This window comes from Phycicoccus sp. HDW14 (assembly GCF_011383005.1).
In the GTDB taxonomy this organism is placed as follows: Bacteria; Actinomycetota; Actinomycetes; order Actinomycetales; family Dermatophilaceae; genus Phycicoccus.
Genome location: NZ_CP049935.1, coordinates 2,516,509 through 2,541,026, shown reverse-complemented (window position 1 = coordinate 2,541,026; position 24,518 = coordinate 2,516,509). Strand labels below are relative to the sequence as shown.

At 73.7% G+C, this 24,518-nt stretch carries 23 protein-coding genes and 1 pseudogene; 16 read left to right on the top strand and 8 right to left on the bottom strand.

Translation table 11 applies throughout. The annotated features are described in order from the left end of the window. Positions 1–82 precede the first annotated feature (82 nt). Positions 83–1,576, bottom strand: coding sequence for a dolichyl-phosphate-mannose--protein mannosyltransferase (locus G7075_RS12395; RefSeq protein ID WP_240917582.1), 1,494 nt, complete (start codon positions 1,574–1,576; stop codon positions 83–85). A 121-nt stretch (positions 1,577–1,697) separates the two neighbouring features. Here G7075_RS12395 and rsmI point away from each other — a divergent pair, with 121 nt between their 5' ends. The 4 genes from rsmI (at position 1,698) to G7075_RS12375 (ending at position 6,154) form a co-directional block, all read left to right on the top strand. Next, the gene (rsmI, locus tag G7075_RS12390) at positions 1,698–2,534 is read left to right on the top strand and encodes a 16S rRNA (cytidine(1402)-2'-O)-methyltransferase (RefSeq protein ID WP_166122194.1); all 837 of its coding nucleotides are present in this window, start codon (positions 1,698–1,700) and stop codon (positions 2,532–2,534) included. A gap of 117 nt (positions 2,535–2,651) precedes the next feature. Next, positions 2,652–3,356 (top strand): succinate dehydrogenase cytochrome b subunit, encoded by a 705-nt coding sequence (locus tag G7075_RS12385; RefSeq protein ID WP_240917581.1) that lies wholly within the window; start codon positions 2,652–2,654, stop codon positions 3,354–3,356. 11 nt (positions 3,357–3,367) lie between these two features. Then, complete coding sequence (locus G7075_RS12380) at positions 3,368–5,368, top strand: fumarate reductase/succinate dehydrogenase flavoprotein subunit (protein WP_166122189.1); 2,001 nt, start codon at positions 3,368–3,370, stop codon at positions 5,366–5,368. 48 nt (positions 5,369–5,416) lie between these two features. Further along, on the top strand, positions 5,417–6,154 hold the full coding sequence (locus G7075_RS12375) for a succinate dehydrogenase/fumarate reductase iron-sulfur subunit (RefSeq protein WP_166122187.1): 738 nt from the start codon (positions 5,417–5,419) through the stop codon (positions 6,152–6,154). A 93-nt stretch (positions 6,155–6,247) separates the two neighbouring features. Here G7075_RS12375 and G7075_RS12370 read toward each other — a convergent pair whose 3' ends face one another. Then, positions 6,248–6,994 (bottom strand): CPBP family intramembrane glutamic endopeptidase, encoded by a 747-nt coding sequence (locus G7075_RS12370; protein ID WP_166122185.1) that lies wholly within the window; start codon positions 6,992–6,994, stop codon positions 6,248–6,250. A gap of 164 nt (positions 6,995–7,158) precedes the next feature. On the opposite strand from G7075_RS12370, the gene G7075_RS12365 reads away from it, so the two are divergent. Then, a complete protein-coding gene (locus G7075_RS12365; protein WP_166122183.1) occupies positions 7,159–7,908 on the top strand; it encodes a hypothetical protein in 750 nt (249 codons plus the stop codon). A gap of 53 nt (positions 7,909–7,961) precedes the next feature. Here G7075_RS12365 and G7075_RS12360 read toward each other — a convergent pair whose 3' ends face one another. Next, positions 7,962–8,147: a hypothetical protein gene (locus G7075_RS12360; protein ID WP_166122181.1), complete on the bottom strand. Its 186-nt coding sequence runs from the start codon at positions 8,145–8,147 to the stop codon at positions 7,962–7,964. Positions 8,148–8,209: 62 nt separating this feature from the next. Between G7075_RS12360 and G7075_RS12355 the strand changes: the two genes are divergently transcribed. Both G7075_RS12355 and G7075_RS12350 read left to right on the top strand, forming a co-directional pair. Then, positions 8,210–8,878, top strand: coding sequence for a TetR/AcrR family transcriptional regulator (locus G7075_RS12355; protein WP_166122179.1), 669 nt, complete (start codon positions 8,210–8,212; stop codon positions 8,876–8,878). Next, the gene (locus G7075_RS12350) at positions 8,875–9,624 is read left to right on the top strand and encodes a hypothetical protein (protein WP_166122177.1); all 750 of its coding nucleotides are present in this window, start codon (positions 8,875–8,877) and stop codon (positions 9,622–9,624) included. Before G7075_RS12355 ends, G7075_RS12350 begins: the two co-directional genes overlap by 4 nt. Before the next feature lie 28 nt (positions 9,625–9,652). On the opposite strand, the gene G7075_RS12345 is transcribed toward G7075_RS12350, so the two are convergent. Together G7075_RS12345 and G7075_RS12340 are read right to left on the bottom strand one after the other, a co-directional pair. After that, complete coding sequence (locus G7075_RS12345) at positions 9,653–10,255, bottom strand: DUF4126 domain-containing protein (RefSeq protein WP_166122175.1); 603 nt, start codon at positions 10,253–10,255, stop codon at positions 9,653–9,655. 179 nt (positions 10,256–10,434) lie between these two features. Then, entirely contained in the window at positions 10,435–11,604 is a 1,170-nt protein-coding gene (locus G7075_RS12340; protein WP_166122173.1) for an RtcB family protein, read from the bottom strand. Between the two features lie 153 nt (positions 11,605–11,757). On the opposite strand from G7075_RS12340, the gene G7075_RS12335 reads away from it, so the two are divergent. The 7 genes and pseudogenes from G7075_RS12335 to G7075_RS12305 all read left to right on the top strand — a co-directional run bounded on the left by G7075_RS12335 (position 11,758) and on the right by G7075_RS12305 (position 20,829). Further along, positions 11,758–12,549, top strand: coding sequence for a GNAT family N-acetyltransferase (locus G7075_RS12335; RefSeq protein WP_205860491.1), 792 nt, complete (start codon positions 11,758–11,760; stop codon positions 12,547–12,549). Positions 12,550–12,613: 64 nt separating this feature from the next. After that, entirely contained in the window at positions 12,614–14,413 is a 1,800-nt protein-coding gene (gene metG, locus G7075_RS12330; RefSeq protein WP_166122171.1) for a methionine--tRNA ligase, read from the top strand. Between the two features lie 58 nt (positions 14,414–14,471). Next, on the top strand, positions 14,472–15,272 hold the full coding sequence (locus tag G7075_RS12325) for a TatD family hydrolase (RefSeq protein WP_166122169.1): 801 nt from the start codon (positions 14,472–14,474) through the stop codon (positions 15,270–15,272). Positions 15,273–15,853: 581 nt separating this feature from the next. Further along, positions 15,854–16,981 (top strand): resuscitation-promoting factor, encoded by a 1,128-nt coding sequence (locus tag G7075_RS22270; RefSeq protein ID WP_166122167.1) that lies wholly within the window; start codon positions 15,854–15,856, stop codon positions 16,979–16,981. A gap of 112 nt (positions 16,982–17,093) precedes the next feature. Next, positions 17,094–17,957: a 16S rRNA (adenine(1518)-N(6)/adenine(1519)-N(6))-dimethyltransferase RsmA gene (rsmA, locus tag G7075_RS12315; protein ID WP_240917580.1), complete on the top strand. Its 864-nt coding sequence runs from the start codon at positions 17,094–17,096 to the stop codon at positions 17,955–17,957. Positions 17,958–18,178: 221 nt separating this feature from the next. Further along, a pseudogene (locus G7075_RS12310) lies at positions 18,179–18,964 on the top strand (4-(cytidine 5'-diphospho)-2-C-methyl-D-erythritol kinase); the annotation flags it as partial. After that, on the top strand, positions 18,964–20,829 hold the full coding sequence (locus tag G7075_RS12305) for an ABC-F family ATP-binding cassette domain-containing protein (RefSeq protein WP_166122163.1): 1,866 nt from the start codon (positions 18,964–18,966) through the stop codon (positions 20,827–20,829). The pseudogene G7075_RS12310 and the gene G7075_RS12305, both read left to right, overlap by 1 nt. Here the strand turns inward: G7075_RS12305 and G7075_RS12300 are convergent. Further along, the gene (locus tag G7075_RS12300) at positions 20,819–21,397 is read right to left on the bottom strand and encodes a PadR family transcriptional regulator (protein ID WP_166122161.1); all 579 of its coding nucleotides are present in this window, start codon (positions 21,395–21,397) and stop codon (positions 20,819–20,821) included. The two genes, G7075_RS12305 and G7075_RS12300, sit on opposite strands and share 11 nt — an antisense overlap. Before the next feature lie 35 nt (positions 21,398–21,432). Between G7075_RS12300 and G7075_RS12295 the strand changes: the two genes are divergently transcribed. Beyond that, positions 21,433–22,272 (top strand): alpha/beta hydrolase, encoded by an 840-nt coding sequence (locus G7075_RS12295; RefSeq protein WP_166122158.1) that lies wholly within the window; start codon positions 21,433–21,435, stop codon positions 22,270–22,272. 45 nt (positions 22,273–22,317) lie between these two features. Here the strand turns inward: G7075_RS12295 and G7075_RS12290 are convergent, their stop codons facing one another. Further along, positions 22,318–22,818, bottom strand: coding sequence for a MarR family winged helix-turn-helix transcriptional regulator (locus G7075_RS12290; protein WP_166122154.1), 501 nt, complete (start codon positions 22,816–22,818; stop codon positions 22,318–22,320). Positions 22,819–22,907: 89 nt separating this feature from the next. On the opposite strand from G7075_RS12290, the gene G7075_RS12285 reads away from it, so the two are divergent. Next, positions 22,908–23,717, top strand: coding sequence for a methyltransferase domain-containing protein (locus G7075_RS12285; RefSeq protein ID WP_166122152.1), 810 nt, complete (start codon positions 22,908–22,910; stop codon positions 23,715–23,717). A gap of 19 nt (positions 23,718–23,736) precedes the next feature. On the opposite strand, the gene G7075_RS12280 is transcribed toward G7075_RS12285, so the two are convergent. Continuing rightward, a complete protein-coding gene (locus G7075_RS12280; protein ID WP_166124367.1) occupies positions 23,737–24,339 on the bottom strand; it encodes a TetR/AcrR family transcriptional regulator in 603 nt (200 codons plus the stop codon). Positions 24,340–24,518: the final 179 nt, after the last annotated feature.

Here is a 24,518-nt window from a genome sequence, read left to right as displayed (position 1 = left end):
AGCCGCGCGTCGTCACCGAGGAGGAACATGCCCCGAACCTACGCCGGGCCCCCGACAGCGCTGTGCACCACCGCGCCCCGCCTCAGATCCAGCTGGGGAACCACATCCGCCAGTGCCAGTGGTCGTACGGGATGGTGTCGGCGACGTACACGGGGTGGAAGAAGGCGAAGAGGGCCAGCGTCAGCAGCAGGTACCCGCCGACGACGTAGACGCGCAGGCGCCAGCGCGCCGGGTCGGGGGCCCGGCGGCCCACCCACAGCCCGATGAGGAAGGTGACGGCGAGCACGACCCACGGCTCGAAGGCCACCGCGTAGAAGGTGTAGATCGTCCGGTCCTGGTAGACGAACCAGGGGAGGTAGCCGCCGATCATGCCGGCCGCGATCGCCCCCGCGCGCCAGTCGCGCCGCACCAGCCACCACCAGAGCACGACGACCAGGGCGAGGATGCCCACCCACCACACCGAGATGGTCCCGATCGGGTTGACGGCCTGCGAGCACTGGGCGACCGTGCAGCCGTCGACCCCCTGGGTCGGGCTCTCGTAGTAGAACGACGTCGGCCGGGTCTGCAGCAGCCAGGACCACGGGTTCGACTGGTACGGGTGCGGCGTGTGCAGCGTGGTGTTGAACGTGTACGCGTCCTGGTGGTACTTCAGCCAGTTCCGCAGCACCGACGGCAGCCACTGCACCCCCTGGCCGGGGTTGAAGCGGTCCCAGTGCCGGTGGTAGCCGGTGTCGGAGAGGAACCACCCCGTCCACGACATCGTGTAGACGACGACGGCGGTCACGACGAGCTGCACCGCCGCGAAGGGCCCGTCCGTGAGCAGGCCGCCGCGCGCCCAGTGCCGCACCCCGGCGGTGCGGCGCGCCCCGAGGTCCCACCACACCGTCATCAGCCCGAACGCCGCCAAGAAGAACAGACCCGACCACTTCGTGCCCATGCAGAGGCCGAGCGAGATGCCGGCGACCCAGCGCCACGGCCGCCACCCGAGCCACGGACCTCCCCCGCGCGGCCACTCCCCGCGGCCCAGCGCCCCGACCTTCTGCGCCAGCACCTCCCGGCTGCGGTCGCGGTCGACGAGCAGCGCCGCGAAGGCGCACAGCGCGAAGAACATGACGATGATGTCGAGGATGCCGGTGCGCGACATCACGAAGTGCGAGCCCTCGAAGGCGAGGAGGAAGGCCGCGACGCACCCCAGCGCGGTCGAGCCGAACATCCGGCGCGCCACCCGACCCAGGACGAGGATGGACAGCGTCCCGACGAGCGCCACCGAGAAGCGCCAGCCCCACCCGGAGTCGGCGCCGAGCAGCCACTCCCCGAAGCCGATGACCCACTTGCCGACCGGGGGTGCACGACGAAGTCGCCGTCGACGGAGCTGAACACGTCGGGCTGGCCGCCGACGAACGCCTCGTCCGGCTTCTTGAGCGAGGACAGCGTCCGCATCTCGACGCCGTACCGGATCATCGAGTACCCCTGCTTGACGTAGTACGTCTCGTCGAAGACCAGGGCCTGCGGGCGGTCGAGGTTCCAGAACCGGAGGACGCCGCCGACGAGGGCGATGAGGCCGGGGCCGAGCCATCCCCAGAGCGTGTCGGTGGGCCGGACGCCGAGCAGGCGGTGGCGCAGCTCGTCGGTCCGGGTCACCGGCACATCGTAGGTGGGCGACCTGCGGCCCCGACGGGGCGTGCGAGGATCGCGCCATGAGTGCCGGAGCCCTCGTCCTCGCGGCCACCCCCATCGGCGACCCGCGCGACGCCGCGCCCCGCCTCGCCGAGGAGCTGGCCGGCGCCGACGTCGTCGCCGCGGAGGACACCCGACGGCTGCGACGCCTCTGCGGGGACCTCGGCGTCACCCTCTCCGGGCGGGTCCTGTCCTTCCACGAGCACAACGAGTCGGGGCGCGCCGGCGACCTCGTCGAGGCGATGCTCGGGGGCGCCCGGGTCGTCGTCGTCACCGACGCCGGGATGCCGTCGGTGTCCGACCCCGGCTACCGGCTCGTCGCCGCGGCCGTGGCCGCCGGGGTGCGCGTCACCGCCGTGCCGGGGCCCTCGGCCGTCCTCACCGCCCTGGCCGTCTCGGGGCTGCCCGTCGACCGGTTCTGCTTCGAGGGCTTCCTGCCACGCAAGGAGGGCGAGCGCGAGCGGGCCCTCGCCGGCCTGGCCACCGAGGCCCGCACGATGGTCTTCTTCGAGGCACCCCACCGGCTGGCCCGCACCCTCACCTCGATGGCCACCGTCCTCGGCCCCGAGCGCCCGGCCGCGGTCTGCCGCGAGCTGACCAAGACCTACGAGGAGGTCCGCCGCGGACCCCTCGCCGAGCTCGCCGGGTGGGCCGAGGAGCACGCCCGCGGCGAGATCACCGTCGTCGTCGGCGGCGCGACCGGTCCGGCGGCCGGGCTCGAGGACGTCCTGCCCGAGGTGCTCACGCGCACGGCGGCGGGCGAGCGGCTCAAGGACGTCTGCGCCGAGGTGGCCTCGGCGACCGGCCTGTCGAAGAAGGCGCTCTACGACGCCGCCCTCACCGCCCGCCGCACCTGAGCGGCGACGACCGGTCCGCTGACCTGCCGCTACCTCTCGGTAACCGGGTGAATGTCACACCGCACGCAGCCTCGACAGCGGTCGATCCGGCGCGGAGCGGGGGCTAGGGTTCCGTGCGTGGCCACACTGACTCCCTCGCGCGCAGGGACGGCACGGCGGACCACGATCGGCCTCAAGGTCCTCATGGCTGGGACCGGCCTCGTGTTCGCCGGGTACGTCCTCCTCCACATGTACGGCAACCTCAAGATGCTGGCGGGGGAGGAGGCGTTCAACACCTACGCCGAGCACCTGCGCACCATCGGTGAGCCGATGCTCCCGCGCAGCGGGCTGCTCTGGGTGATCCGCGTCGTGCTGGTGCTCAGCCTCGTCGGGCACGCGTACGCGGCGTTCGCGCTGTGGAGCCGGGCCGGCAACGCCCGTCGCACCAAGTACGCGGCGGCGAAGTCGGCGATGCGCACCGCGTGGATGCGCTGGGGCGGCGTCTTCCTCCTCGTGTTCATCGCGTGGCACCTGCTGCACTTCACGTTCCTCAAGATCTCCCCGAACCCCGACAAGCAGGGGCCGAACGTCACCCAGAACCCCTACGAGCTGGTCGTCGCCAGCTTCCAGGTGCCGTGGATGACGCTGATCTACGTCCTCGCCATGGTCGCGCTCGCCTTCCACCTCGCGCACGGCGTCTTCAGCGCGCAGCAGACGCTCGGCTGGACGATGACCCCCCACGCCTACCGCCGGGCCAAGGCCGTCGGGTACGCCACCGCCGCGGTCGTCGTCGTCGGGTTCCTCATCCCGCCGCTGTCCATCCTCTTCGGCCTGATCAAGTAAGGGACTGACCGATGACCGACACCACCGTCAACGCCGGGATCGCCCACGGCCTCTACACCGAGGGCGAGCCGGTCGCCGACACCAAGGCGCCGGCCGGCCCCATCGCCGGCAAGTGGACGCAGCGCAAGTTCGACGCCGCGCTGGTCAACCCGGCCAACCGCCGCAAGCTCGACGTCATCATCGTCGGCACCGGGCTCGCGGGCGGCTCGGCCGCGGCGACCCTCGGCGAGGCCGGCTACAACGTCAAGGTCTTCTGCTTCCAGGACTCCCCGCGGCGCGCGCACTCCATCGCGGCCCAGGGCGGCATCAACGCGGCGAAGAACTACAAGGAGGACGGCGACTCGACCTACCGCCTCTTCTACGACACGGTCAAGGGCGGCGACTACCGCTCGCGCGAGACCAACGTGTACCGCCTCGCCGAGGTCAGCGCGAACATCATCGACCAGTGCGTCGCGCAGGGCGTCCCGTTCGCCCGCGAGTACGGCGGCCTCCTCGACAACCGCTCGTTCGGCGGCGTCCAGGTCTCCCGCACGTTCTACGCGCGCGGCCAGACCGGCCAGCAGCTGCTCATCGGCGCCTACCAGGCCCTCGAGCGGCAGGTCGCCGCAAAGACCGTCAAGCAGTACACCCGCCACGAGATGCTCGAGCTCGTCGTCGCCGACGGCCGGGCCCGCGGCATCATCGTCCGCGACCTCGTCACCGGGGAGATCGAGACCCACTTCGCCGACGCCGTCGTGCTCGCCTCCGGCGGCTACGGCAACGTCTTCTTCCTCTCGACGAACGCGATGGGCAGCAACGTCACCGCGAGCTGGCGCGCGCACCGCAAGGGCGCCTACATGGCCAACCCCTGCTACACGCAGATCCACCCGACGTGCATCCCGGTCTCCGGCGAGCACCAGTCGAAGCTGACCCTCATGTCCGAGTCGCTGCGCAACGACGGCCGGATCTGGGTCCCGAAGAACCGCGACGACTGCGACAAGGACCCGCGCCAGATCCCCGAGGAGGACCGCGACTACTACCTGGAGCGGATCTACCCCTCGTTCGGCAACCTCGTGCCGCGCGACATCGCCTCGCGCCAGGCCAAGAACGTCTGCGACGAGGGTCGCGGTGTCGGCCCGGTCGTCGGCGACTTCCGCCGCGGGGTCTACCTCGACTTCGCCGACGCCATCGCCCGCCTGGGCAAGGACGCCGTCGAGGCCAAGTACGGCAACCTCTTCGACATGTACGCCCGCATCACGGGCGAGAACCCGTACGAGGTGCCGATGCGGATCTACCCCGCCGTGCACTACGTCATGGGCGGGCTCTGGGTCGACTACGACCTCCAGTCGACGATCCCCGGCCTCTTCGTCACCGGCGAGGCGAACTTCTCCGACCACGGGGCCAACCGGCTCGGCGCCTCGGCGCTGATGCAGGGCCTCGCCGACGGGTACTTCGTCCTCCCGAACACGATCCGCGACTACCTCGCCAAGGGCCCGTTCGAGGCCCTCGCCGACGACCACCCGGCCGTCGCCGAGGCCCGCGGCCGGGTCGAGCAGCGCACCGCGCGCCTGCTGCAGATCCAGGGCGAGCGCAGCGTCGACTCCTTCCACCGCGAGCTCGGCAACATCATGTGGGAGTACTGCGGGATGGAGCGCTCCGAGGAGGGGCTGCTCAAGGCCATCGACCTCATCCGCGGTCTGCGCGAGGAGTTCTGGCGCAACGTCCGGGTCCTCGGGTCCGGCGACACCCTCAACCAGAGCCTCGAGAAGGCCGGCCGCGTCGCCGACTTCCTCGAGCTCGGTGAGCTGATGTGCATCGACGCCCTGCACCGGCGCGAGTCGTGCGGCGGCCACTTCCGGGCCGAGTCCCAGACCGAGGACGGCGAGGCGCTGCGGCACGACGACGAGTTCCTCTACGTCGCGGCGTGGGAGTTCTCCGGCGGTGACGGCGACGGCGAGATGTCGACGCCGGTGCTGCACAAGGAGGACCTCGTCTACGAGGCCATCGAGCTCAAGCAGCGGAGCTACAAGTGACGGCACCCCGCTCCACGCACCACACCACCGACACCCCCGAGGACCCCGATGAACCTCACCCTCAAGATCTGGCGCCAGGCCGGACCTCGTCACCCGGGCGAGATGGTCACCTACAAGGTCCAGGACATCAGCGAGGACATGAGCTTCCTCGAGATGCTCGACGTCCTCAACGAGCAGCTGAACGCCAAGGGCGAGGAGCCCATCGCGTTCGACTCCGACTGCCGCGAGGGCATCTGCGGCATGTGCGGCCTGATGATCTCCGGCGAGGCCCACGGCCCCGAGAAGACGACGACCTGCCAGCTGCACATGCGCAGCTTCAGCGACGGCGAGGTCATCACCGTCGAGCCGTGGCGGGCCAACGCCTTCCCGGTCATCAAGGACCTCGTCGTCGACCGCGGCGCCTTCGACCGCATCATCCAGGCCGGCGGCTACATCTCGGCGAACACCGGCTCGGCCCCCGACGCCCACGCGGTGCCGGTGCCGAAGCCCAACGCCGACCGCGCGTTCGTCGCCGCCGAGTGCATCGGCTGCGGGGCGTGCGTCGCCGCGTGCCCGAACGCCAGCGCGATGCTCTTCATGGGCGCCAAGGTCACCCACCTCTCCGAGCTGCCGCAGGGCCAGCCGGAGCGGGCCGCCCGCGTGGTCTCGATGGTCGACCAGCACGACCACGAGGGCTTCGGCGGCTGCACCAACGTCGGCGCCTGCTCGCAGGCCTGCCCCAAGGGCATCCCGCAGGACGTCATCTCGACGCTCAACAAGGACCTGCGCGCCGCCCTGCGGGGCTGAGCCCTCCCGGCGTTCCCCGACTGATTGCCCAGAACCCACCTCCGAGGGGCCTGAGAACGGCCTCCGAGGTGGGTTCTGGGCAATCAGTGGGCGTCAGAGCCAGGAGACGTGCGGCTTGACGAGCGAGTACCCGACGAAGGCGACGACGTCGAGGACGGTGTGCGCGACCACGAGCGGCATGACCCGCCTGGTCCTCGTGTAGAGCCAGCCGAAGAGCAGGCCCATGACGATGTTGCCGACGAACCCGCCGAAGCCCTGGTACAGGTGGTAGGTCCCGCGGATGACCGCCGAGGTGACGATGACCCGCCACTGCCCCCAGCCGGCCTCGCTCCAGCGGCGGAAGAGGTAGCCGACCATGATCGTCTCCTCGAGCACGGCGTTCTGCGCAGCGGCGAGCACGAGCAGCGGCACCGTGAACCACGCGGCGCCCACGAGGTTGGCGGCCGCGACGGTCGTGTTGAGGCCCACCGCCTTGGCGACGAGGTAGAGCCCGAGCCCGGGGATGCCGACGACGGCGGCCAGGGCCAGCCCCCGCAGCAGGTCGGGGCCGGGGCGGCGCAGGTCGAAGCCCATCGTGTGCGGCTCGTCGGGGTCGTCGCGGCGCAGCAGGTGGACGGCCAGCAGCACGGGGACGAGGGCCAGGGCGATGCCGGCGAGCTGGTAGGCGACGTCGAGCCACGGCCGGTCGGGCGTGACCGAGGTGTTCATCGCGGCGGTCTGGCGGGAGAGGGCCTCGGGGCGGGTCAGCCGGTCGACGATGCGCAGCAACGCGTAGATCGCGGACGAGCCGAGCGAGACGCCGAGCACCAGCCAGGTCTCCGTGAGGTGCCGCCGTCGCATGGGGGCCAGCGTAGGTCGCTGCGGCCGGGAGCCGGCCGGGACCCCGCTGGGAGGTCGCTGGGTGCCGGAGTCCGGGCTTCCTGGCCTCGTCGCCGCCGGCCGTGGCTACGATGAGCCGCCGCCCGGGTCGTCCGGGCCCACACCGAGATCCCGGGGGACCCACCATGAACCGACCCGGCGCTGCCCTCGTGGCCGCCGCCGCCCTCGCCGGCCTGCTCGTCACCGGCTGTTCGTCGGGGGACGGCGCACCGACCGCGGCCTCCCCCCGCGCGTCGGCGTCGTCGGGGGGCGCGTCGGCGTCGCCCTCGAGCACCGAGGAGGAGCAGCCGTCGGTCGGAGACCTCTACAAGAAGGTGCGCGCGTCGTCGCTGGCCGCCAGCTCGGGTCGGGTCCGGGGCAGCGTGACGAGCGGCGGCGAGAAGGTCACGGTCGACATCCGCGGCACGGTCGACGGCAGCAACCAGCGGGCGAAGATCGGGATCGGCAAGGGCACCGCCGAGATCCTCACCGTCAAGGGCAGGTACTACATGGGCGGGGACGCGGCCTTCTGGACCGAGCAGGCCGGAGGGGCGGCGGCCAAGGCCCTCGTCGGCAAGTACGTCGCGGTGTCGGCCAAGGACGCGAAGGACATCGGCGACCTCAACATCGGCAAGATCCTCGGCGAGATGTTCGACGAGAGCGAGCTGAGCACCCTCGAGCGGCTGACCTCGTCGGTCGAGACGCGCACCGAGGACGGCAGGAAGGTGTGGGTGGCCTCCGACCCCAGCGGTGCCGAGATCTGGGTCGACCCCGCGAGCACGCACCTCGTGAAGATCGTCATCACGGGCGCGGACGCCGGGGAGGTCTCGTTCAGCGAGTGGGACGCGGCGAAGGCGGTCACGGCGCCCCCGGCCTCGAAGGTCGTCACCCCCTGACGGCGACCGGGCGCCCCGAGGTGGGGCGCCCGGCGGCGGTCAGCGCGCGGGGGTCAGTGCGCGGGGGTCAGGTGGTAGTACGCGGGGATGCTCAGGTGGCGCCGCTTGCGGTCCTCGCGCGAGCGGGTGAGCGCCGGCGCGACGACGGCGAGGCTCAGCCCCACGACGACCACCCCGAGGACGATGCTCGTCCAGAGGAGGGTGGTGGCGATGACGGACAGTCCGGTGATCGGTCCCATGGCCGACTCCTTTCTACGGATGTAGATGATTCTACAGAAGTAGAACCCATAACGCCAGCCGGGTGTTCCCGGGGCGGGTCGTCGGTCCCCGGGCCGGCCGGCCGGAGCGGCACAATGGCGGCGATGACCCCGTCCACCAGCCCCGCCTCCCGCCCGGCCGCCCCACCGGCCGCCGCGCGGAGCTGCTCGCCGCGGCCGTCGAGGTCGTGGCCGACGCGGGCCTGCGCGGGCTGACCCACCGGGCGGTCGACGCCCGGGCCGGGCTGCCCGAGGGCACCTGCTCGGCCTACCTGCGCACCCGGGGCGCCCTGCTCGTCGCCCTCGCCGAGTACGTCGGGCGCGCGCTCGAGGAACGGGTCGAGGCCCTCGGCGACGACCTGGCCGGCTGCGCGGGTGACCCCGTGGCGGTCTCGGCGGCGGTCACCGAGCTGACCGTCGGGTGGGTGCGCGAGCCCTCCCTCGTGCGGGCCCAGGCCGAGCTGTCCCTCGAGGCCGCCCGCCAGCCGGAGCTGATGGAGGTCTTCGAGCGCTGGCGCGACGGGCTGCTGCGCACCGTCCGCCAGCTCGGGGAGCGGGCCGGGCGCCCGAAGCCCCAGGACGACGCGGTCGTCATCGTCGCGGCCGTCGAGGGGCTGCTCGTCACGGCGGTGCGTCTTCCCGCCGCCGGCCGGGAGCCGTTCCTGCGCGGGGCGGTCCCGCTGCTCGTCCACGCCCTGCACGAGGCCCGGTGACCGCCGGGACCCGACGGGCCGTGGCACTCGCGGTGGCGGTCGGCGTCCTCCTCCTCGGCGGCTGCTCGGCGCTGGCGCCCCCGCGCGTGCCCGAGCCCACGACCGCCGCCACGACCCCGCCGGCCTCGCTGCCGACGACCGCCGAGGCCTTCCGCGATGCCCGGACCTTCGCCCTGGCCGCCGAGTCCGGCCACCTGACGGGGACCCTCGGATCCGGGGCCCGGGCGGTCCGCATCGACCTCGAGGGCTCGGCCTCCGGCGGGAACCAGCGGCTCGTGCGCACCGTCGCCGGCCGCGGGACCTCCGTCGTCCTGACGGTCGAGAGCGGTCACTGGCTCGCGGGCGACGCCGACTTCTGGCGAACCCGGGTGAAGGGCGCCGCCGCCGTGCGCGCCCGGGTCGGCCGATGGGCACCGGTGCGGGCGGCCGAGGCGCGCTCGGTGGGGCCCGAGACGCTGCGCGGCGTCCTCGAGGCGACCCTCACCGTGCCGGCGGTCACCGCGCTCGAGGTCGACCCGGCGCCCGTCACCGAGGACGAGGTCGACGGCCGGCCGGCCTGGCTGTTGGGCTCGGAGGCGGCCGGGGCGCGGGTGTGGGTCGCCGCGGGCGGCGGGGGTGAGGTGCTGCGGGTCGCGGTGTCCGGCACCGGGGCCGTCGACCTCCTGACGAGCGACTGGGAGCGCGCGACGGCCTGGCAGGCGCCGACGCCCGGCGAGGTGCCCGACCTCGGCCCGGCGGTCGGATGACCCGGCCGCCGGCCGGCGAGCGGGCGGCTCAGGACCCCGCGTAGGACGGGGGGCGCCTCGAGCGGCGCCAGTCGCGCACCCGCAGCCACATCCAGACGAGCAGCCAGGCGAGCAGCCCGAGCGCCACGACGACGAACACCGGGGCCAGCAATGCGATGACCGACAGGCCGATCGACGCGCCGTCCTCGACCGTGGAGACCACCGGACCGCCGAAGCCGACCGTCGCGCCGTTGACGACGGGCCGGGCGGCCATCTTCCCGGTGTGCACGATGCCGGAGATGACGACACCGAGGACCACCGACACCCACGGGTGCTCGGCCATCCACGTCGAGCTGTCGAGCTCGGCGGCGGCCGTGGTCGCGGCGAAGATCAGCCCGCCCATGCTCGGGCGGATGAAGGTCTGGATCGCGTCGTTGACGGTGTCGACCGCCGGCACCTTGTCGAGGACGACCTCGGCGAGCAGGAGGACGGCGCCTACGCCGATGGCCCAGCCGCTCTCCATCCACTCGTAGCCGGTGGGCAGCGTGACGACGTCGGTGAAGCGCGCGAGCAGCGCCACGATGAGGAACGGGATGTAGGCGTTGAGGCCCGCGGCCGCGGACAGACCCATCCCCGTGAGGGCAGCCAGCACGGCGACCTCCTGACCTGCGGCGACCGCCCGACGCGGCCGCACCCGGAGAGCGAACACCGCTCGGACGTCAGGGTAGTCCCGGTGCGTTCCGCCGTGACCGAACCGTTGTGCGGGCCGGAACCAGCGGTGGGCCCGCCGGACGAACCGGCGGGCCCACCACCCCTCGGAGCGAGGCGTGCTCAGTCGCCCTTGACGTTGACGACCTGCCGCAGCGTGTGCCGGACCCGCACCAGGTCGGCCGCGTCGGCCATGACCACGTCGATGTCCTTGTACGCCGCCGGGATCTCGTCGAGGAAGGCCTCGGTGTCCCGGAACTCGATGCCGTGCATGGCCTGCCGCAGCTCGTCGTGCGTGAACCGCTTCCGGGCCGCGCTCCGCGAGAACATCCGCCCCGCCCCGTGCGGGGCCGAGCAGAGGGACATCCGGTTGCCCAGCCCCTCGACGACGTAGGACCGCGTGCCCATCGACCCGGGGATGAGGCCGGCCTGGCCCTCCCGCGCCTCGATGGCGCCCTTCCGGGTGACCCACAGCTCCTTGCCCCAGTGCTTCTCCTGCTGGGTGAAGTTGTGGTGGCAGTTGACCCGCTCGGCCTCGACGACGTCGGTGCCGAGGAACTCGCCGAGCTGCCGCAGGACCCGGTCCATCATCTCCTCCCGGTTGAGCAGCGCGTAGTGCTGGGCCCACCGCAGCTCCCGCACGTAGGCCCAGAACTCGTCCGTGCCCTCGACGAGGTAGGCGAGGTCCCGGTCGGGCAGCTCGATCCAGTACCGCTCCATGAGGGTCCGTGCCACACCGATGTGGTGCTGCGCGATCTTGTTGCCGACGCCCCGGGACCCGGAGTGCAGGAACGCCCACACCCGGTCCTGCTCGTCGAGCGAGACCTCGATGAAGTGGTTGCCGGAACCGAGCGTGCCGAGCTGCAGCCGCCACCGGCCCGCCCGCTCGTCCGGGTCGAACCCGGCCTGCGCGGCCATCGCCTCGAGCTCGGTGACCCGCGGCTCGGCCGTGGCGACGACCTTCCGGTTCGCCGCGCCGGCGGACAGCGGGACGGCCCGCTCGATGCTCTCCCGCAGCGGGGTGAGCGACCGGTCGGCGAGGTCGTCGACGGTCAGCTGGGTGAGCACCGCGATCATCCCGCAGCCGATGTCGACCCCGACGGCCGCCGGGACCACGGTCCGGTCGGTGGGGATGACCGAGCCGACCGTGGCGCCCAGCCCGAGGTGGGCGTCCGGCATGAGGGCGAGGTGCGGGAAGACGAAGGGCAGGGCGGAGGTGCGCTCCGCCTGCTCCCGGGTGGTGGGCTCGAGGACGGAGGCCCAGTTGATGAGCCGGTTCGTGATCTTCTCCATGACGCACCTCCTTGGGTGACGTGTGCGTCGGGTGGCCCGGACCGTCCGGGCCGCCGACGAGGGTGACACCCCGACCGGGCACTGCGCCACCAGGTTTCGTGGTCTCGGGCAAACACGGTGGCGGTCCGTCGGTCCAGCCGGGACGATCGGGACGTGGACACCGACCCCGCCGCCCTGCTGCGCGTCTACGACGACCAGCTCCGCACCGACGCCGAGACGCCGGGCGCCGTCTCGGTCGAGCGGTTGGGCCCGCTGCGTCTCGCGACCTTCCCCGGCGGGCGGGGCTTCATCAGCTACCGCGACCTCGGCGGCGCGGACGCCGCGACCGTCCGCGGGTGGGTGGGGAAGGCCCTCGCGCACTTCGCCTCGCGGCCCGAGGTGGTCGACGTCGAGTGGAAGACGCGCGGGCACGACGTCGCGCCCGGCCTGCACGACGCCCTCGTCGAGCACGGCTTCGTCGCGGGCGAGCCGGAGTCGGTGATGATGGGGCCCGCCGCCGGCCTGGCCGGGGAGGTCGAACCGCCCGAGGGCATCACGCTGCGACGGGTGACCGACGAGGCCGACGTCCGGGCGATGAGCGCGATGGCCGACGAGGCGTTCGGCGACCCCGTGTCGACCCGGCGGGCCGACGACCTGCTGTTCCGGCTCTCGCGCGACGACGGGATGGAGCTGTGGGTGGCCGAGGCCGACGGCGTGATGGTGAGCAGCGGCCGGCTCGAGCCGGTGGCGGGCACCGACGTCGCGGGGGTCTGGGGCGGGGCGACCCTCCCCGCCTGGCGCGGTCGCGGCATCTACCGTGCCCTGACCGCCGTCCGGGCCCGCTCGGCCCTGAGGCTCGGCAAGAGCATCCTGCACAGCGACTCGACCGAGTACTCCCGCCCGATCCTCGAGCGGTCCGGCCTGGTCAAGGTCACGACGACCACACCGTACGAGTGGACCCGTTGACGCCGGGGGCCACCGGTCGGCGCCCGGCGGAGCCGGGCTGCGGCAGACGCCTAGGATCGGGCGCATGAAGGTCCTCTCCGCCGTCGCCTGGCCGTACGCCAACGGCCCGCGCCACCTCGGCCACGTCGCCGGGTTCGGTGTGCCGTCCGACGTCTTCAGCCGGTACATGCGGATGGCCGGTCACGACGTGCTCATGGTCAGCGGGTCGGACGAGCACGGCACCCCCATCCTCGTGCTGGCCGACCAGGCCGGGGTCAGCCCGCGCGAGTTCGTCGACCGCAACCACGCGATCATCGCGGGCGAGCTCGCCGACCTCGGCTGCACCTACGACCTCTACACCCGGACCTCGACGGCCAACCACTACGCGGTGGCCCAGGAGCTGTTCCGGCAGAACTGGCTCAACGGCTACATGGTCGAGCGCACGCAGCAGGGCGCCATCTCGCCCTCCACCGGCCGCACGCTGCCCGACCGGTTCATCGAGGGCGAGTGCCCCATCTGCCACTACCCGGACGCCCGGGGTGACCAGTGCGACAACTGCGGCAACCAGCTCGAGCCCGAGGACCTCATCAACCCCCGGAGCAAGATCAACGGCGAGACACCGGAGTTCGTCGAGACCCAGCACTTCTTCCTCGACCTGCCGGCGCTCGCCGACGCCCTGCGCGAGTGGCTGGCGGGGCGTGAGGCGTCCGGCACCTGGCGCCCGAACGTCATCAAGTTCAGCCGCAACATCCTCGACGAGATCAAGCCGCGCGCGATGACCCGCGACATCGACTGGGGCATCCCGGTGCCGCTCGACGGGTGGCGCGACAACCCGGCCAAGCGCCTCTACGTGTGGTTCGACGCCGTCATCGGCTACCTGTCGGCGTCCATCGAGTGGGCCCGGCGGCTCGGCGAGCCCGAGCGCTGGCGCGAGTGGTGGAACGACCCCGAAGCGCTGACGTACTACTTCATGGGCAAGGACAACATCACCTTCCACTCCCAGATCTGGCCGGCCGAGCTGCTCGGGTACGCCGGGAAGGGTTCCCGCGGAGGCGAGCCCGGCGAGTACGGGGTGCTCAACCTCCCCACCGAGGTGGTCTCCAGCGAGTACCTGACGATGGAGGGCAAGCAGTTCTCCACGTCGCGGGGCTACACGATCCTCGTGCGCGACGTCCTCGACCGCTACGGCCCGGACGGCATCCGCTACTTCATCTGCGCGGCCGGACCCGAGAGCCAGGACTCCAACTTCACCTGGCGCGAGTTCGTCCAGCGCAACAACTCCGAGCTCGTCGCCGGCTGGGGCAACCTCGTGTCGCGCACGGCGGCGATGGTCGCGAAGAACTTCGGCGAGATCCCCGAGCCCGGGCCGCTCGAGCCGGTCGACGAGGAGGTCCGCGCGGCCGTTCTCGCCGGGTTCGACTCCGTCGGAGGCCTGTTGGAGTCCCACCGGCAGCGAGCCGCCATCGCCGAGGCGATGCGCGTCGTCGGCGAGGTCAACGCCTACGTGTCGCGCACCGAGCCGTTCAAGCTCAAGGGCGACGACGAGCGGGTGCGGCTCGCGACCGTCCTGCACACCCTCGTCCAGTGCGTCAGCGACCTCAACACCGTCCTCGCGCCGTTCCTCCCGCACGCGGCCAACCGGGTCCACGCCGTGCTCGGCGGCGAGGGTGAGTTCGTCCCGATGCCGCGCCTCGACACGGTCGAGGGCCTCGACCCCGAGGACGAGGGGCGGTCGTGGCCGGTCATCACGGGCGACTACTCCGGCACCCCGCGGTGGGAGTCGCGCCCCGTCGTCGTCGGCACGCCCATCAGCAAGCCGGCGCCGGTCTTCACCAAGCTCGACGAGGCCGTCGTCGACGACGAGCTGGCCCGCGCCGGGGCCTGAGCGCGTGACGTCGCAGCCCAGCCGTCGAGGCGAGCCGGAGGCGCCCGACCCGCTGCCAATGGCGGTGGTGGACAACCACACCCACCTCGACATCAGCCGCGAGGGCGACGAGGTCTCGGTCGACGACCTCGGCCCGGTGCTGCGGGCGGCCGCGGCCGTCGGGGTCGACCGGGTGGTCCAGGTGGGCTGCGACCTCCCCGGGGCCGAGTTCGCCGTGGCCGCCGCCGAGCGCTACCCGGCGGTGCTGGCCGGCGTCGCGCTGCACCCCAACGAGGTCCCCGGGCTCGCGGCCGCCGGCCGGCTCGACCAGGCCCTGGCCCGCATCGAGGCGCTCACCGCGCACCCGCGGGTGCGGGTCGTCGGGGAGACGGGGCTCGACTTCTTCCGCACCGGCCCCGAGGGGCACGCCGTGCAGGAGGAGTCCTTCCGGCGGCACATCGACCTCGCGAAGCGCACCGGCCTCGCGCTCCAGGTGCACGACCGCGACGCCCATGACGACGTGCTGCGGGTGCTCGCCGACGAGGGCGCCCCCGAGCGCACCGTCATGCACTGCTTCTCGGGTGACCTCGAGGTGGCGCGCGAGTGCGTCCGGCGCGGGTACCACCTGTCGTTCAGCGGCACCGTGACGTTCAAGAGCGCCAAGGACCTGCGCGACGCCCTCGCGGTGACGCCGCTCGAGCTGCTGCTCGTCGAGACCGACGCGCCGTACCTCACCCCGCACCCGTGGCGCGGGGCGTCCAACAGCCCGATGCTCGTGCCCCTCACCGTCCGGGTGATGGCCTCGGTGCTCGGGGTCGCCGTCCCCACCCTCTGCGAGGCGCTGTCGGCGAACGCGGAGCGCCTCTACGGCCCCTGGTGACCTCCACGGCGGCCGGCCGCGGTGTAGGTGGCACCGGCGGCCCCCAGCGTCGGACCCGGTGGGGACGGTGCACCCGTCGGTGACGTCACGGTGCTTCGGCGCGACACGAGTGGGTCGAGGTGTCGCTGCGACCCCTCCGGGCCACCAGGAAGGGTTCCTGGCGGGCCACGTGGGGTGATCGCCCCCTCCGGGCCACCAGGAGGTTTTCCTGGGCCCCGTGCGGGGGTGCCGGCCGGCTCGGGACCCGTCCGCCTGCCCTGGGGTGACCCTCGCGGACGGCGGGTGTGACCAACGCGTCGGTGAACGGTCGTCCCCGCACGATTCGTGTGACTGGTGTGACGAACGGGGCTGATGGGACGTCCACGGGGTGGCGTGGCCGTTACCGAAACTTGACCTTGGGGTGGTGCCTCCTGCACGGTGGAGGTAGATGGCCGGGGCCGGATCGCCCCGGGCGTCGCAGATGGAGCGCCTTTCGGCAGTGTCGCCGGGGGCGCCTTCGTCCGCTCGGCCCCCTGTGGCCGGGGCCCCGCGGGGCCGACGCCCGACACCGGTGCCCGGGACGTACCACCCCTGGAGATCTCTTGCTCTCGCGCACGATCCGCCACGCCGCCCAGGGCGCGGCCGCTCTCGCCGTCGCCGCCGGTTCCGTCGGTGTCGCCCACTTCGACAAGGCCGTGGCGCTCAGCGTCGACGGCGCACCGCAGTCGGTCCACGTCTTCGGCTCGACCGTCCGTGACGCCCTCGACAAGGAGGGCATCCGCGTCGGCGAGCACGACGTCGTCGTCCCCTCGCTCGACAGCGAGATCGGCGACGGTGACCGCATCTCGGTCCGCTACGGGCGCAAGCTGACGGTCACCGTCGACGGCGCGACCCGCGAGTACTGGACCACGGCCACGACGGTCGACTCCGCCCTGCGCGACATCGGCGTGCGCGCCGACGGGGCGGTCCTCACCGCCTCGCGCTCGCAGTCCCTCGGTCGCCAGGGCCTGGCCCTCGCGGTGACCATGCCCAAGAAGGTCAGCGTCGTCGTCGACGGCAGGACCCGCACGGTCACCACCTCGGCCCCCAAGGTCTCCGGGGTCTTCGGCGAGCTGGGCGTCAACCGCAACGCCGCCGACATCGTCGCCCCCGGCCTCGACACCGCGGTCGACGACGGCATGAAGATCGTCCTCAAGCGGGTCGTCACCAAGCGCGCCACCACCACCGAGGCCGTCCGCTACTCGACGACCAAGAAGTCGGACTCCTCGATGTACGAGGGCCAGACCAAGACGGTGACGCCCGGTCGCAACGGCTCGCAGAAGGTCACCCGCGAGCTGCGCTACGTCGACGGCAAGCTCGCCTCGAAGAAGGTCGTCTCCACGACCGTCCTCACCGCGCCGAAGAACGCCGTCGTCAAGGTCGGCACCAAGGCCCGCCCGGCCACGCCGGCCCCGAGCGCCGGCAACACCAGCGGCGCCGGCCTCAACCTCGCCAACGCGGCGATGTGGGACCGCATCGCCCAGTGCGAGTCCGGCGGCAACTGGAGCATCAACACCGGCAACGGCTACTACGGCGGGCTGCAGTTCGCCACCGCCTCGTGGCTGGCCAACGGCGGCGACGACTTCGCCCCGCGCGCCGACCTCGCGTCGCGCGCCGAGCAGATCACCGTGGCCAACCGGTACTACGCCAAGGCCGGTCTCGGCCCGTGGGGCTGCGCGCACGCCGCCTGACCCACCGCGCCACGTCGAGCCGCCCGTCCCCGGTCAGGGGCGGGCGGCTCGCGTCGTGGGGGCGCCCGCCTCGCGTCGTGGCCCCGCCCGGCTCGTCGCTAGGGTGGCGCGCGTGACCGACGCCCCCGACGCCGCCCTCCTCGGGGCCGCCGAGATCCGTGACCTCGCCGGTCGGCTCGGCATCCGCCCGACGAAGCAGTGGGGCCAGAACTTCGTCGTCGACGGCAACACGGTGCGCCGAATCGTCCGGGTCTCCGGGGTGGGGGCCGACGACGTCGTCGTCGAGGTCGGCCCCGGGCTCGGGAGCCTGACCCTGGCCCTGCTGCCGGTGGTGCGCCGGGTCGTCGCGGTCGAGGTCGACCCGACCCTGGCCGCCGCCCTGCCCGGCACGGTCGCGACCCACGCCCCGCGTCTGGTCGACCGGCTCGAGGTCGTCGCGGCCGACGCCCTGGCGGTCACCGGGCTGCCGGGGCCGGCGCCGACGGCCCTCGTCGCGAACCTGCCGTACAACGTCTCGGTCCCGGTCGTGCTGCGGATGCTCGAGCACTTCCCCGACCTGCGGACCGTGCTCGTCATGGTCCAGCTCGAGGTCGCCGAACGGCTCGCCGCCCCGCCCGGCTCGCGCACCTACGGCGTCCCGAGCGTCAAGGCCGCCTGGTACGCCGACGTGCGGCTCGCCGGCCAGGTGCCGCGCAGCGTCTTCTGGCCGGTGCCCAACGTCGACTCCGGCCTCGTCGCGCTCACCCGCCGCGAGCCCCCGGTGACGACCGCCACGCGCGAGCAGGTCTTCCGGGTCGTCGACGCCGCGTTCGCCCAGCGCCGCAAGACCCTCCGCGCGGCCCTCGCCGGCTGGGCGGGGTCGCCGGCCGCCGCCGAGGAGGCGCTCGTGACCGCCGGCGTCGACCCGCGCACCCGCGGCGAGCAGCTCGACGTCGCGGCCTTCGCGCGCATCGCGGCGGCCCGGGGTGCGTCCTGAACGGCTCGCGCAGAACGCCTCCCGCAGAGGCCGACATCGTGCGCCCGGTGGGTGCCCCCGGTCTGGCTAGGGTGAGTGCATGACCTCGGCCCCCTCGTGCCCGGCCCCGTGACGGTGCGCGTCCCGGCCAAGGTCAACCTCGAGCTGCTCGTCGGGCCCCGCGCCCGGACGGCTACCACGCGCTCTCGAGCGTCTACCAGGCCCTCAGCCTCTACGACGACGTCACGGTGGGGGAGTCCGACGACTGGGGGGTCTCGGTGTCGGGGGCGCTCGCCGACGGCGTGCCGACGGACGACGACAACATCGCCCTGCGCGCGGCCCGGCTGGTCGCCGGACGGTACGACGGCGAGCCCGTGCACGTGTCCATCCGCAAGGGCATCCCCGTCGCGGGCGGGATGGCCGGGGGCTCGGCCGACGCCGCCGCGACCCTCGTCGCGCTCGACCACCTCTGGGACCTCGGGCTCGACCGCGACGAGCTCGAGGAGCTGGCCGCCGAGCTCGGCAGCGACGTCCCGTTCCTCGTCGCCGGCGGCACGGCGATGGGCAGCGGCCGCGGCGAGCTCCTGGCCCCCGTGCTGGCCCGCGGCACCTACCACTGGGTCCTCGCGCTCGCCGAGGGCGGCCTGTCGACCCCGGCCGTCTACGCCGAGTGCGACCGCCTCCGCGCGGGCACCGACGTCCCCGAGCCCGTCGCCACGCCCGCTCTGATGGCCGCCCTGCGCACCGGAGACCCCCACGAGCTCGCCCCCCAGCTGGTCAACGACCTCCAGGACGCCGCGATCAGCCTGCGCCCCGACCTCGGCGAGGTGCTCTCGTCGGGGATGGAGTACGGCGCGCTCGGCGGCATCGTCTCCGGCTCCGGGCCCACGGTCGCCTTCCTCGTCGAGGGCACCGAGGCCGGCATCGACCTCGCCGTCGCGCTGACCGCCAGCGGCTCGGTGCGCGACGTCCGGCGGGCCAGCGGACCCGTGCACGGCGCGCACGTCATCCACCACCGGGTCGACTAGTGGCCAGCCTCGTCTCCGTCGAGCGCGCCTCCCTCGCCCTCGGCACCACGCAGGTGCTCGACGCCGTCTCCCTCGGTGTGGCCGGTGGCGACCGGATCGGCGTCGTCGGGCGCAACGGCGGCGGCAAGACCACCCTGCTCCGGCTGCTCGCGGGGACCCGCACGCCCGACGACGGGCGGGTGGCGCGCACCGGCGGCCTGCGGGTCGGGGTCCTGACCCAGGACGACACCCTCGACTCCGCGGCGACCGTGCACGAGTCCGTCCTCGGCACGATGGCCGAGCACGAGTGGGCCGCCGACCCGCGGGTGCGGGACGTGCTCGTCGGGCTGCTCGGCGGGCTCGATGCCCCGGTCGTCGGCGGGCTGTCGGCCACCGTCGGCCCGCTGTCCGGTGGCGAGCGCCGCCGGGTGGCGCTGGCCGCGCTCCTCGTCGCCCAGCCCGACCTGCTGCTCCTCGACGAGCCGACCAACCACCTCGACGTCGAGGGCGTCGCCTGGCTGGCCCAGCACCTCGCCGGTGCGTTCGCCCGTCCCGACACCGGCCTCGTCGTCATCACCCACGACCGGTGGTTCCTCGACGCCGTCGCGACCCAGACCTGGGAGGTCGAGGACGGCCGGGTGCACCAGTACGACGGTGGGTACTCCGCCTACGTGCTCGCCAAGGCCGAGCGCGAGCGGCTGGCCGGCGTGGTCGCCGAGCGTCGCGACAACCTCCTGCGCAAGGAGCTCGCCTGGCTGCGCCGCGGGCCGCCGGCGCGCACGAGCAAGCCGAAGTTCCGCATCGACGCCGCGAACGCCCTCATCGCCGACGAGCCGCCGGCGCGCGACGACGTCGAGCTGATGCGCTTCGCGTCCACCCGGCTCGGCAAGGACGTCGTCGACCTGCTCGACGCGCGGCTGTCTGTCGGCGACCGCGTGCTGCTCGACCGGTTCACCTGGCGGCTCGGGCCGGGCGACCGGGTCGGGCTGGTCGGGGTCAACGGCGCGGGCAAGTCGACGCTGCTGCGCGCCCTCGCCGGCGAGGTGCCGCTCGCGGCCGGCAAGCGCAAGGTCGGCACCACCGTGCGGATGGCCTTCCTCACCCAGGAGGTGCGCGAGCTCGACGCCTGGGCCGACCGGCGGGTCATCGAGTCCGTCGAGGCCGTGCGCTCCGTCGTCCGGCTCGGGCGCAAGGAGCTGACCGCCTCGCAGATGGCGCAGCGACTGGGGTTCACCGGCCCGCGCCAGCAGACCCGGGTCGGCGACCTGTCCGGCGGCGAGCGGCGCCGGCTCCAGCTGACCCGCCTGCTCATGGACGAGCCCAACGTCCTGCTGCTCGACGAGCCGACGAACGACCTCGACATCGAGACGCTCACCTCGCTCGAGGACCTGCTCGACGGCTGGGCCGGCACGCTCGTCGTCGTCTCGCACGACCGCTACCTGCTCGAGCGGGTCTGCGACCGCCAGCTCGCGCTGCTCGGCGACGGGGCGCTGCGCGACCTGCCGGGCGGGGTCGAGGAGTACCTGCGGCGGCGGGTCGAGCTCGTCGAGCGCGGGGGAGGGGTGCGCGCGCTGCCGGAGGACGCGGGGGTGCCCGGGCCTGCGGGGACGTCCGGGTCGTCCGGGTCGTCGTCCGGGTCCGCCGCGCCGGCGTCCGCGCCGGTCGCGAACCCCGCCGAGGCACGCGAGGCCCGCAAGGTGATGGCCCGGGTCGAGAAGCAGCTGGCCCGGCTCGCCCAGCGCGAGGACCGGCTGCACGCCGCGATGGCCGAGGCCGCGACCGACCACGAGCGGGTCCTGGGCCTCAACCGCGAGCTGCGCGAGGTCGTCGACGAGCGCGAGGTCCTCGAGCTCGAGTGGCTCGAGGCCGCCGAGCTCATCGGCTGAGGGAGCCTCCGCCGGGTGGGCGACCGCGGGCCAGCTCGGCGAGCATCCAGTCGCACCACTCGAGCGCGGCCCGACGGGTCAGCACCCCTCCGACGAGGGTGAGCCGGCTGGCGAACTCCGGGGTGCCCGGGTCGTCGGCGGCGGCGACGCCGTCGAGCGTCGCGAGGTCGGCCTCGTGGGCCGCGAGGCGCTCGGCGTGGCCGGCCCGCACCCGCTGGACCAGACCGGTCGCCGCCCCGGGGTCGACGAGCCAGACCGACCACAGCCGCAGCACCTCGAGGTCGCGGACCGGCTGGGGCTCGAGGTCGGCGACGACCCACTCCCGCAGGGCCGCCGTGCCGGCCGGGGTCGGTGCGTAGCGCTTCGTCGCGCGCGGGCCGCGGCCCGGGACCTCCTCGTGCGTGAGGAGCCCGTCGGCCTCGAGCTGGGCCAGCTCCGGGTAGACCTGGCTGTGCCCCGCGGTCCAGAACCAGCCGACCGGCCGCTGCATCCGCCGGGCGAGCTCGTAGCCCGTCGACGGCCGCCGGGCGAGCAGCCCGAGGAGCGCGTGGCCGAGGTCCGAGGGCATGGACGCAGGCTAGTCCGATATGTCAGAGTCGACATATGCGACGGGGTGTGGGGATGCGGGGCGCGGTGGTGGCGCTGGCCATGACGGCGGCGATGACGGGGTGTGGCAGCACCGGCGGCGGGGAGGACCGCTCGCCCGGCGGCAGCGCCACGCCGTCGCGGGCGACCCTCACACCGCTGCCCACGACCGCCCCGGCCACCGTCGCCGACCGGTGCCTCGTCGACGCGCCCGGCGCGGTCGAGCGCCTCACGGGGTCCGACGGGTCGTCGGTGACCGGCGCGACCTACGGCTCCGGCCCGACCGCCGTCGTCCTCCTGCACCAGACCGGCGCCGGAGGCTTCTGCGGCTGGGTCCCGTACGCCCGCTGGCTCGGCGCGCGCGGGGTGCTGGCCGTCGCCGTCGACGACTGCCTGCACGGTGCGCCGCGGTGCACACCGCAGGTCGCGGGCGACACCCGGGCCCAGGTCGCCCTCGCCGTCGACCGGGCCCGCGCGCGGGGCGCCACGAAGGTCGCCGTCGTCGGCGCGTCGATGGGCGGGGCCCGCGCGCTCGGGGTGGGTCAGGCCGCCGGGGCGGACGCGGTCGTCGACCTCTCCGGACCGGAGCGCTGGGAGGGCGTCCCGGACGCGGTCGAGGCGGCCCGGGCCACGAGCGTGCCGCTGCTCGTCGTCTCCTCCGACGGGGACACCGGCATCGACGGCGACCTGCTCGACGAGGCGGTGGCGGCGTCCCCGGCCACGGTGGCCGACCGCTGGCGGCTGACGGGGGACCGGCACGGCTGGGACGTCGTGACCGACGGCATCGGCAACGACGCGACGGTCTCGCCCGACGGCGGCACGCTGCTCCGGTGGCTGCGCACGGCGCTCGCCGGCTGACGACGGCAGGCCGGGTGGCACGGCCGGCCGAGGACGGCCTCCGGGTCAGGCGGGGCCGGACTCGAAGGGCCGCAGGAGGCGACGCAGGAGGCCGGCGAGGACCTCGCGCTCGGCGGGCTCGAGCTCGGCGAGCAGCTCGCGCTCGTCGGCGAGCAGCTGGGTCAGGGCGGCGTCGACGACCCTGACGCCCTCGGCCGTCAGGCGCACGAGGACGCCGCGCCGGTCGGCGGGGTCGGGGTGGCGCTCGACGAACCCGCGGGCCAGCAGCCGGTCGACGCGGTTGGTCATCGTCCCGCTCGTCACGAGGGTCTCGGTGACCAGCTGCCCGGGGCTCGCCTCGTGCGGGGCGCCGGTGCGGCGCAGGGCCGACAGGACGTCGAACTCCCAGCTCTCGAGGCCGGTGCCGGAGAAGGCCCGTCCGCGGGCGAGGTCGAGCCGGCGGGCCAGGCGGGAGACCCGCGAGAGGACCTCGAGCGGCGTGACGTCGAGGTCGGGACGCTCACGCCGCCACGCCGAGACGATACGGTCGACATCGTCAGCGGGCATGCGGCGAATGCTACTCCTCGTCAAGTTTCTTGATGTCGAGAAACCTTGTCCGGCCCGCCGACCGACGAGTCACCGCCCGAGGAGGACGCATGAGGACGAGCCCGAGCTGGGACCCCGCCGCCTACGGCCGGTACGCGAGCCAGCGCTCCCGCCCGCTCGCCGACCTCGTGGCCCAGGTCGGGGCCGACGCGCCCCGGCTCGTCGTCGACCTCGGCTGCGGCCACGGGCCCGCGACCCTCTCGCTCGCCGCGCTCTGGCCGCAGGCCCGCGTCGTCGGTGTCGACTCCGCCGAGTCGATGCTCGAGGCGGCCGGCGAGCTCGACACCTCGGGCCGGGTCGAGTGGGTGCAGGCCGACCTGCGCGACTGGGACCCCGCCTCGCTCGGTGAGGCCCCCGACGTCGTCGTCACCAACTCCACGCTCCAGTGGGTGCCCCGGCACCTCGACCTCGTCGGCGCCTGGGTCGAGGCGCTGGCCCCCGGGGGCTGGTTCGCCCTCCAGGTCCCGGGCAACTTCGACGCCCCGAGCCACCGCCTGATGCGCGAGGTCGCCGACGAGCACCCGCGCGCCGGCGAGCTGACGGCCGCCCTCGACGTCCCCTCGGTCGGCGAGCCGGCCACCTACCTGCGGCTGCTGACCCGGCTCGGCTGCGCGGTCGACGCCTGGGAGACCACGTACGTTCACGTCCTCGACCCCGACGCCGAGGACGAGGACCCCGTCCTCACGTGGGTGACGGCCACCGGGCTGCGACCGGTGCTCGACCTCCTGGAGGACGACGAGGAGCGTGCCGCGTTCGTCGAGCCGTACTCCGCGGCCCTGCGCGAGGCCTACCCCCGCTCCTCGGCCGGTGTGCTGTTCCCGTTCCGCCGGGTGTTCGCGGTGGCGCACAAGGGCGCCTGACGCCGGATCGCGGTGCGGCTCAACCCTCGTCGGGCGTCAGGGTGGGCTTGGCCTCGAGGCCGGTCAGCCCGTTCCACGCGAGGTTGACCACGTGGGCGGCCACCTCGTGCTTCTTGAACCTGCGCGAGTCGAGCCACCACTGGCCGGTGAGCGCGATCATGCCGACGAGCATCTGCGCGTACATCGGCGCGGCCTTGGGGTCGAGCTTGTGGGCCTTGAACTGCGCCGCGAGGATGTGCTCGACCTGGCTCGCGATGTCGCTCATCAGGCTGGCGAAGGAGCCGGTGGCCTGCCCGGCAGGGCTGTCCCGCACCAGGATCCGGAAGCCGTCGGTGCTGCCCTCGACGTAGTCGAGCAGGGCCAGGGCGGCCCGCTCGATGATCTGGCGCGAGGTGCCGCCGGAGTCGAGGGCCGAGGTGACGCCGCTGAGGAGGGCCGCGATCTCGCGGTCGACGACGACCGCGTAGAGGCCCTCCTTGCCGCCGAAGTGCTCGTAGACGACCGGCTTCGAGACGCCGGCCGACGCGGCGATCTCCTCGATGGTCGCGCCCTCGAAGCCGCGGTCGGCGAAGTGCTTGCGCCCGATGCCGATCAGCTGCTCGCGGCGCTCGCGGCCGGTCATCCGGGACCGTGACGCTCGTGACTTCTTGGCCCCGGGTTCGTCGCTCACCGTGACATTGTGCCGCGTCGGCGGCCCGGGCCGGTTCCCCGGGCCCTCCGAGGCCCCCTCGGGAGCACCTCCGGAACCCAGTTTCCCGAAACGCTTACGCGGTGGGCCGCGGCGCGCCTATAGTGGTCTCG

Coding starts and splice junctions, on each gene's coding strand:
- G7075_RS12395 (WP_240917582.1), bottom strand. CDS start 1,576: ATGGCTCGGCCCCGGCCTCATCGCCCTCGTCGGCGGCGTCCTCCGGTT.
- rsmI (WP_166122194.1), top strand. CDS start 1,698: ATGAGTGCCGGAGCCCTCGTCCTCGCGGCCACCCCCATCGGCGACCCG.
- G7075_RS12380 (WP_166122189.1), top strand. CDS start 3,368: ATGACCGACACCACCGTCAACGCCGGGATCGCCCACGGCCTCTACACC.
- G7075_RS12375 (WP_166122187.1), top strand. CDS start 5,417: ATGAACCTCACCCTCAAGATCTGGCGCCAGGCCGGACCTCGTCACCCG.
- G7075_RS12370 (WP_166122185.1), bottom strand. CDS start 6,994: ATGCGACGGCGGCACCTCACGGAGACCTGGCTGGTGCTCGGCGTCTCG.
- G7075_RS12365 (WP_166122183.1), top strand. CDS start 7,159: ATGAACCGACCCGGCGCTGCCCTCGTGGCCGCCGCCGCCCTCGCCGGC.
- G7075_RS12360 (WP_166122181.1), bottom strand. CDS start 8,147: ATGGGACCGATCACCGGACTGTCCGTCATCGCCACCACCCTCCTCTGG.
- G7075_RS12340 (WP_166122173.1), bottom strand. CDS start 11,604: ATGGAGAAGATCACGAACCGGCTCATCAACTGGGCCTCCGTCCTCGAG.
- metG (WP_166122171.1), top strand. CDS start 12,614: ATGAAGGTCCTCTCCGCCGTCGCCTGGCCGTACGCCAACGGCCCGCGC.
- G7075_RS12325 (WP_166122169.1), top strand. CDS start 14,472: ATGGCGGTGGTGGACAACCACACCCACCTCGACATCAGCCGCGAGGGC.
- G7075_RS12300 (WP_166122161.1), bottom strand. CDS start 21,397: ATGCCCTCGGACCTCGGCCACGCGCTCCTCGGGCTGCTCGCCCGGCGG.
- G7075_RS12295 (WP_166122158.1), top strand. CDS start 21,433: ATGCGACGGGGTGTGGGGATGCGGGGCGCGGTGGTGGCGCTGGCCATG.
- G7075_RS12290 (WP_166122154.1), bottom strand. CDS start 22,818: ATGCCCGCTGACGATGTCGACCGTATCGTCTCGGCGTGGCGGCGTGAG.
- G7075_RS12285 (WP_166122152.1), top strand. CDS start 22,908: ATGAGGACGAGCCCGAGCTGGGACCCCGCCGCCTACGGCCGGTACGCG.
- G7075_RS12280 (WP_166124367.1), bottom strand. CDS start 24,339: ATGACCGGCCGCGAGCGCCGCGAGCAGCTGATCGGCATCGGGCGCAAG.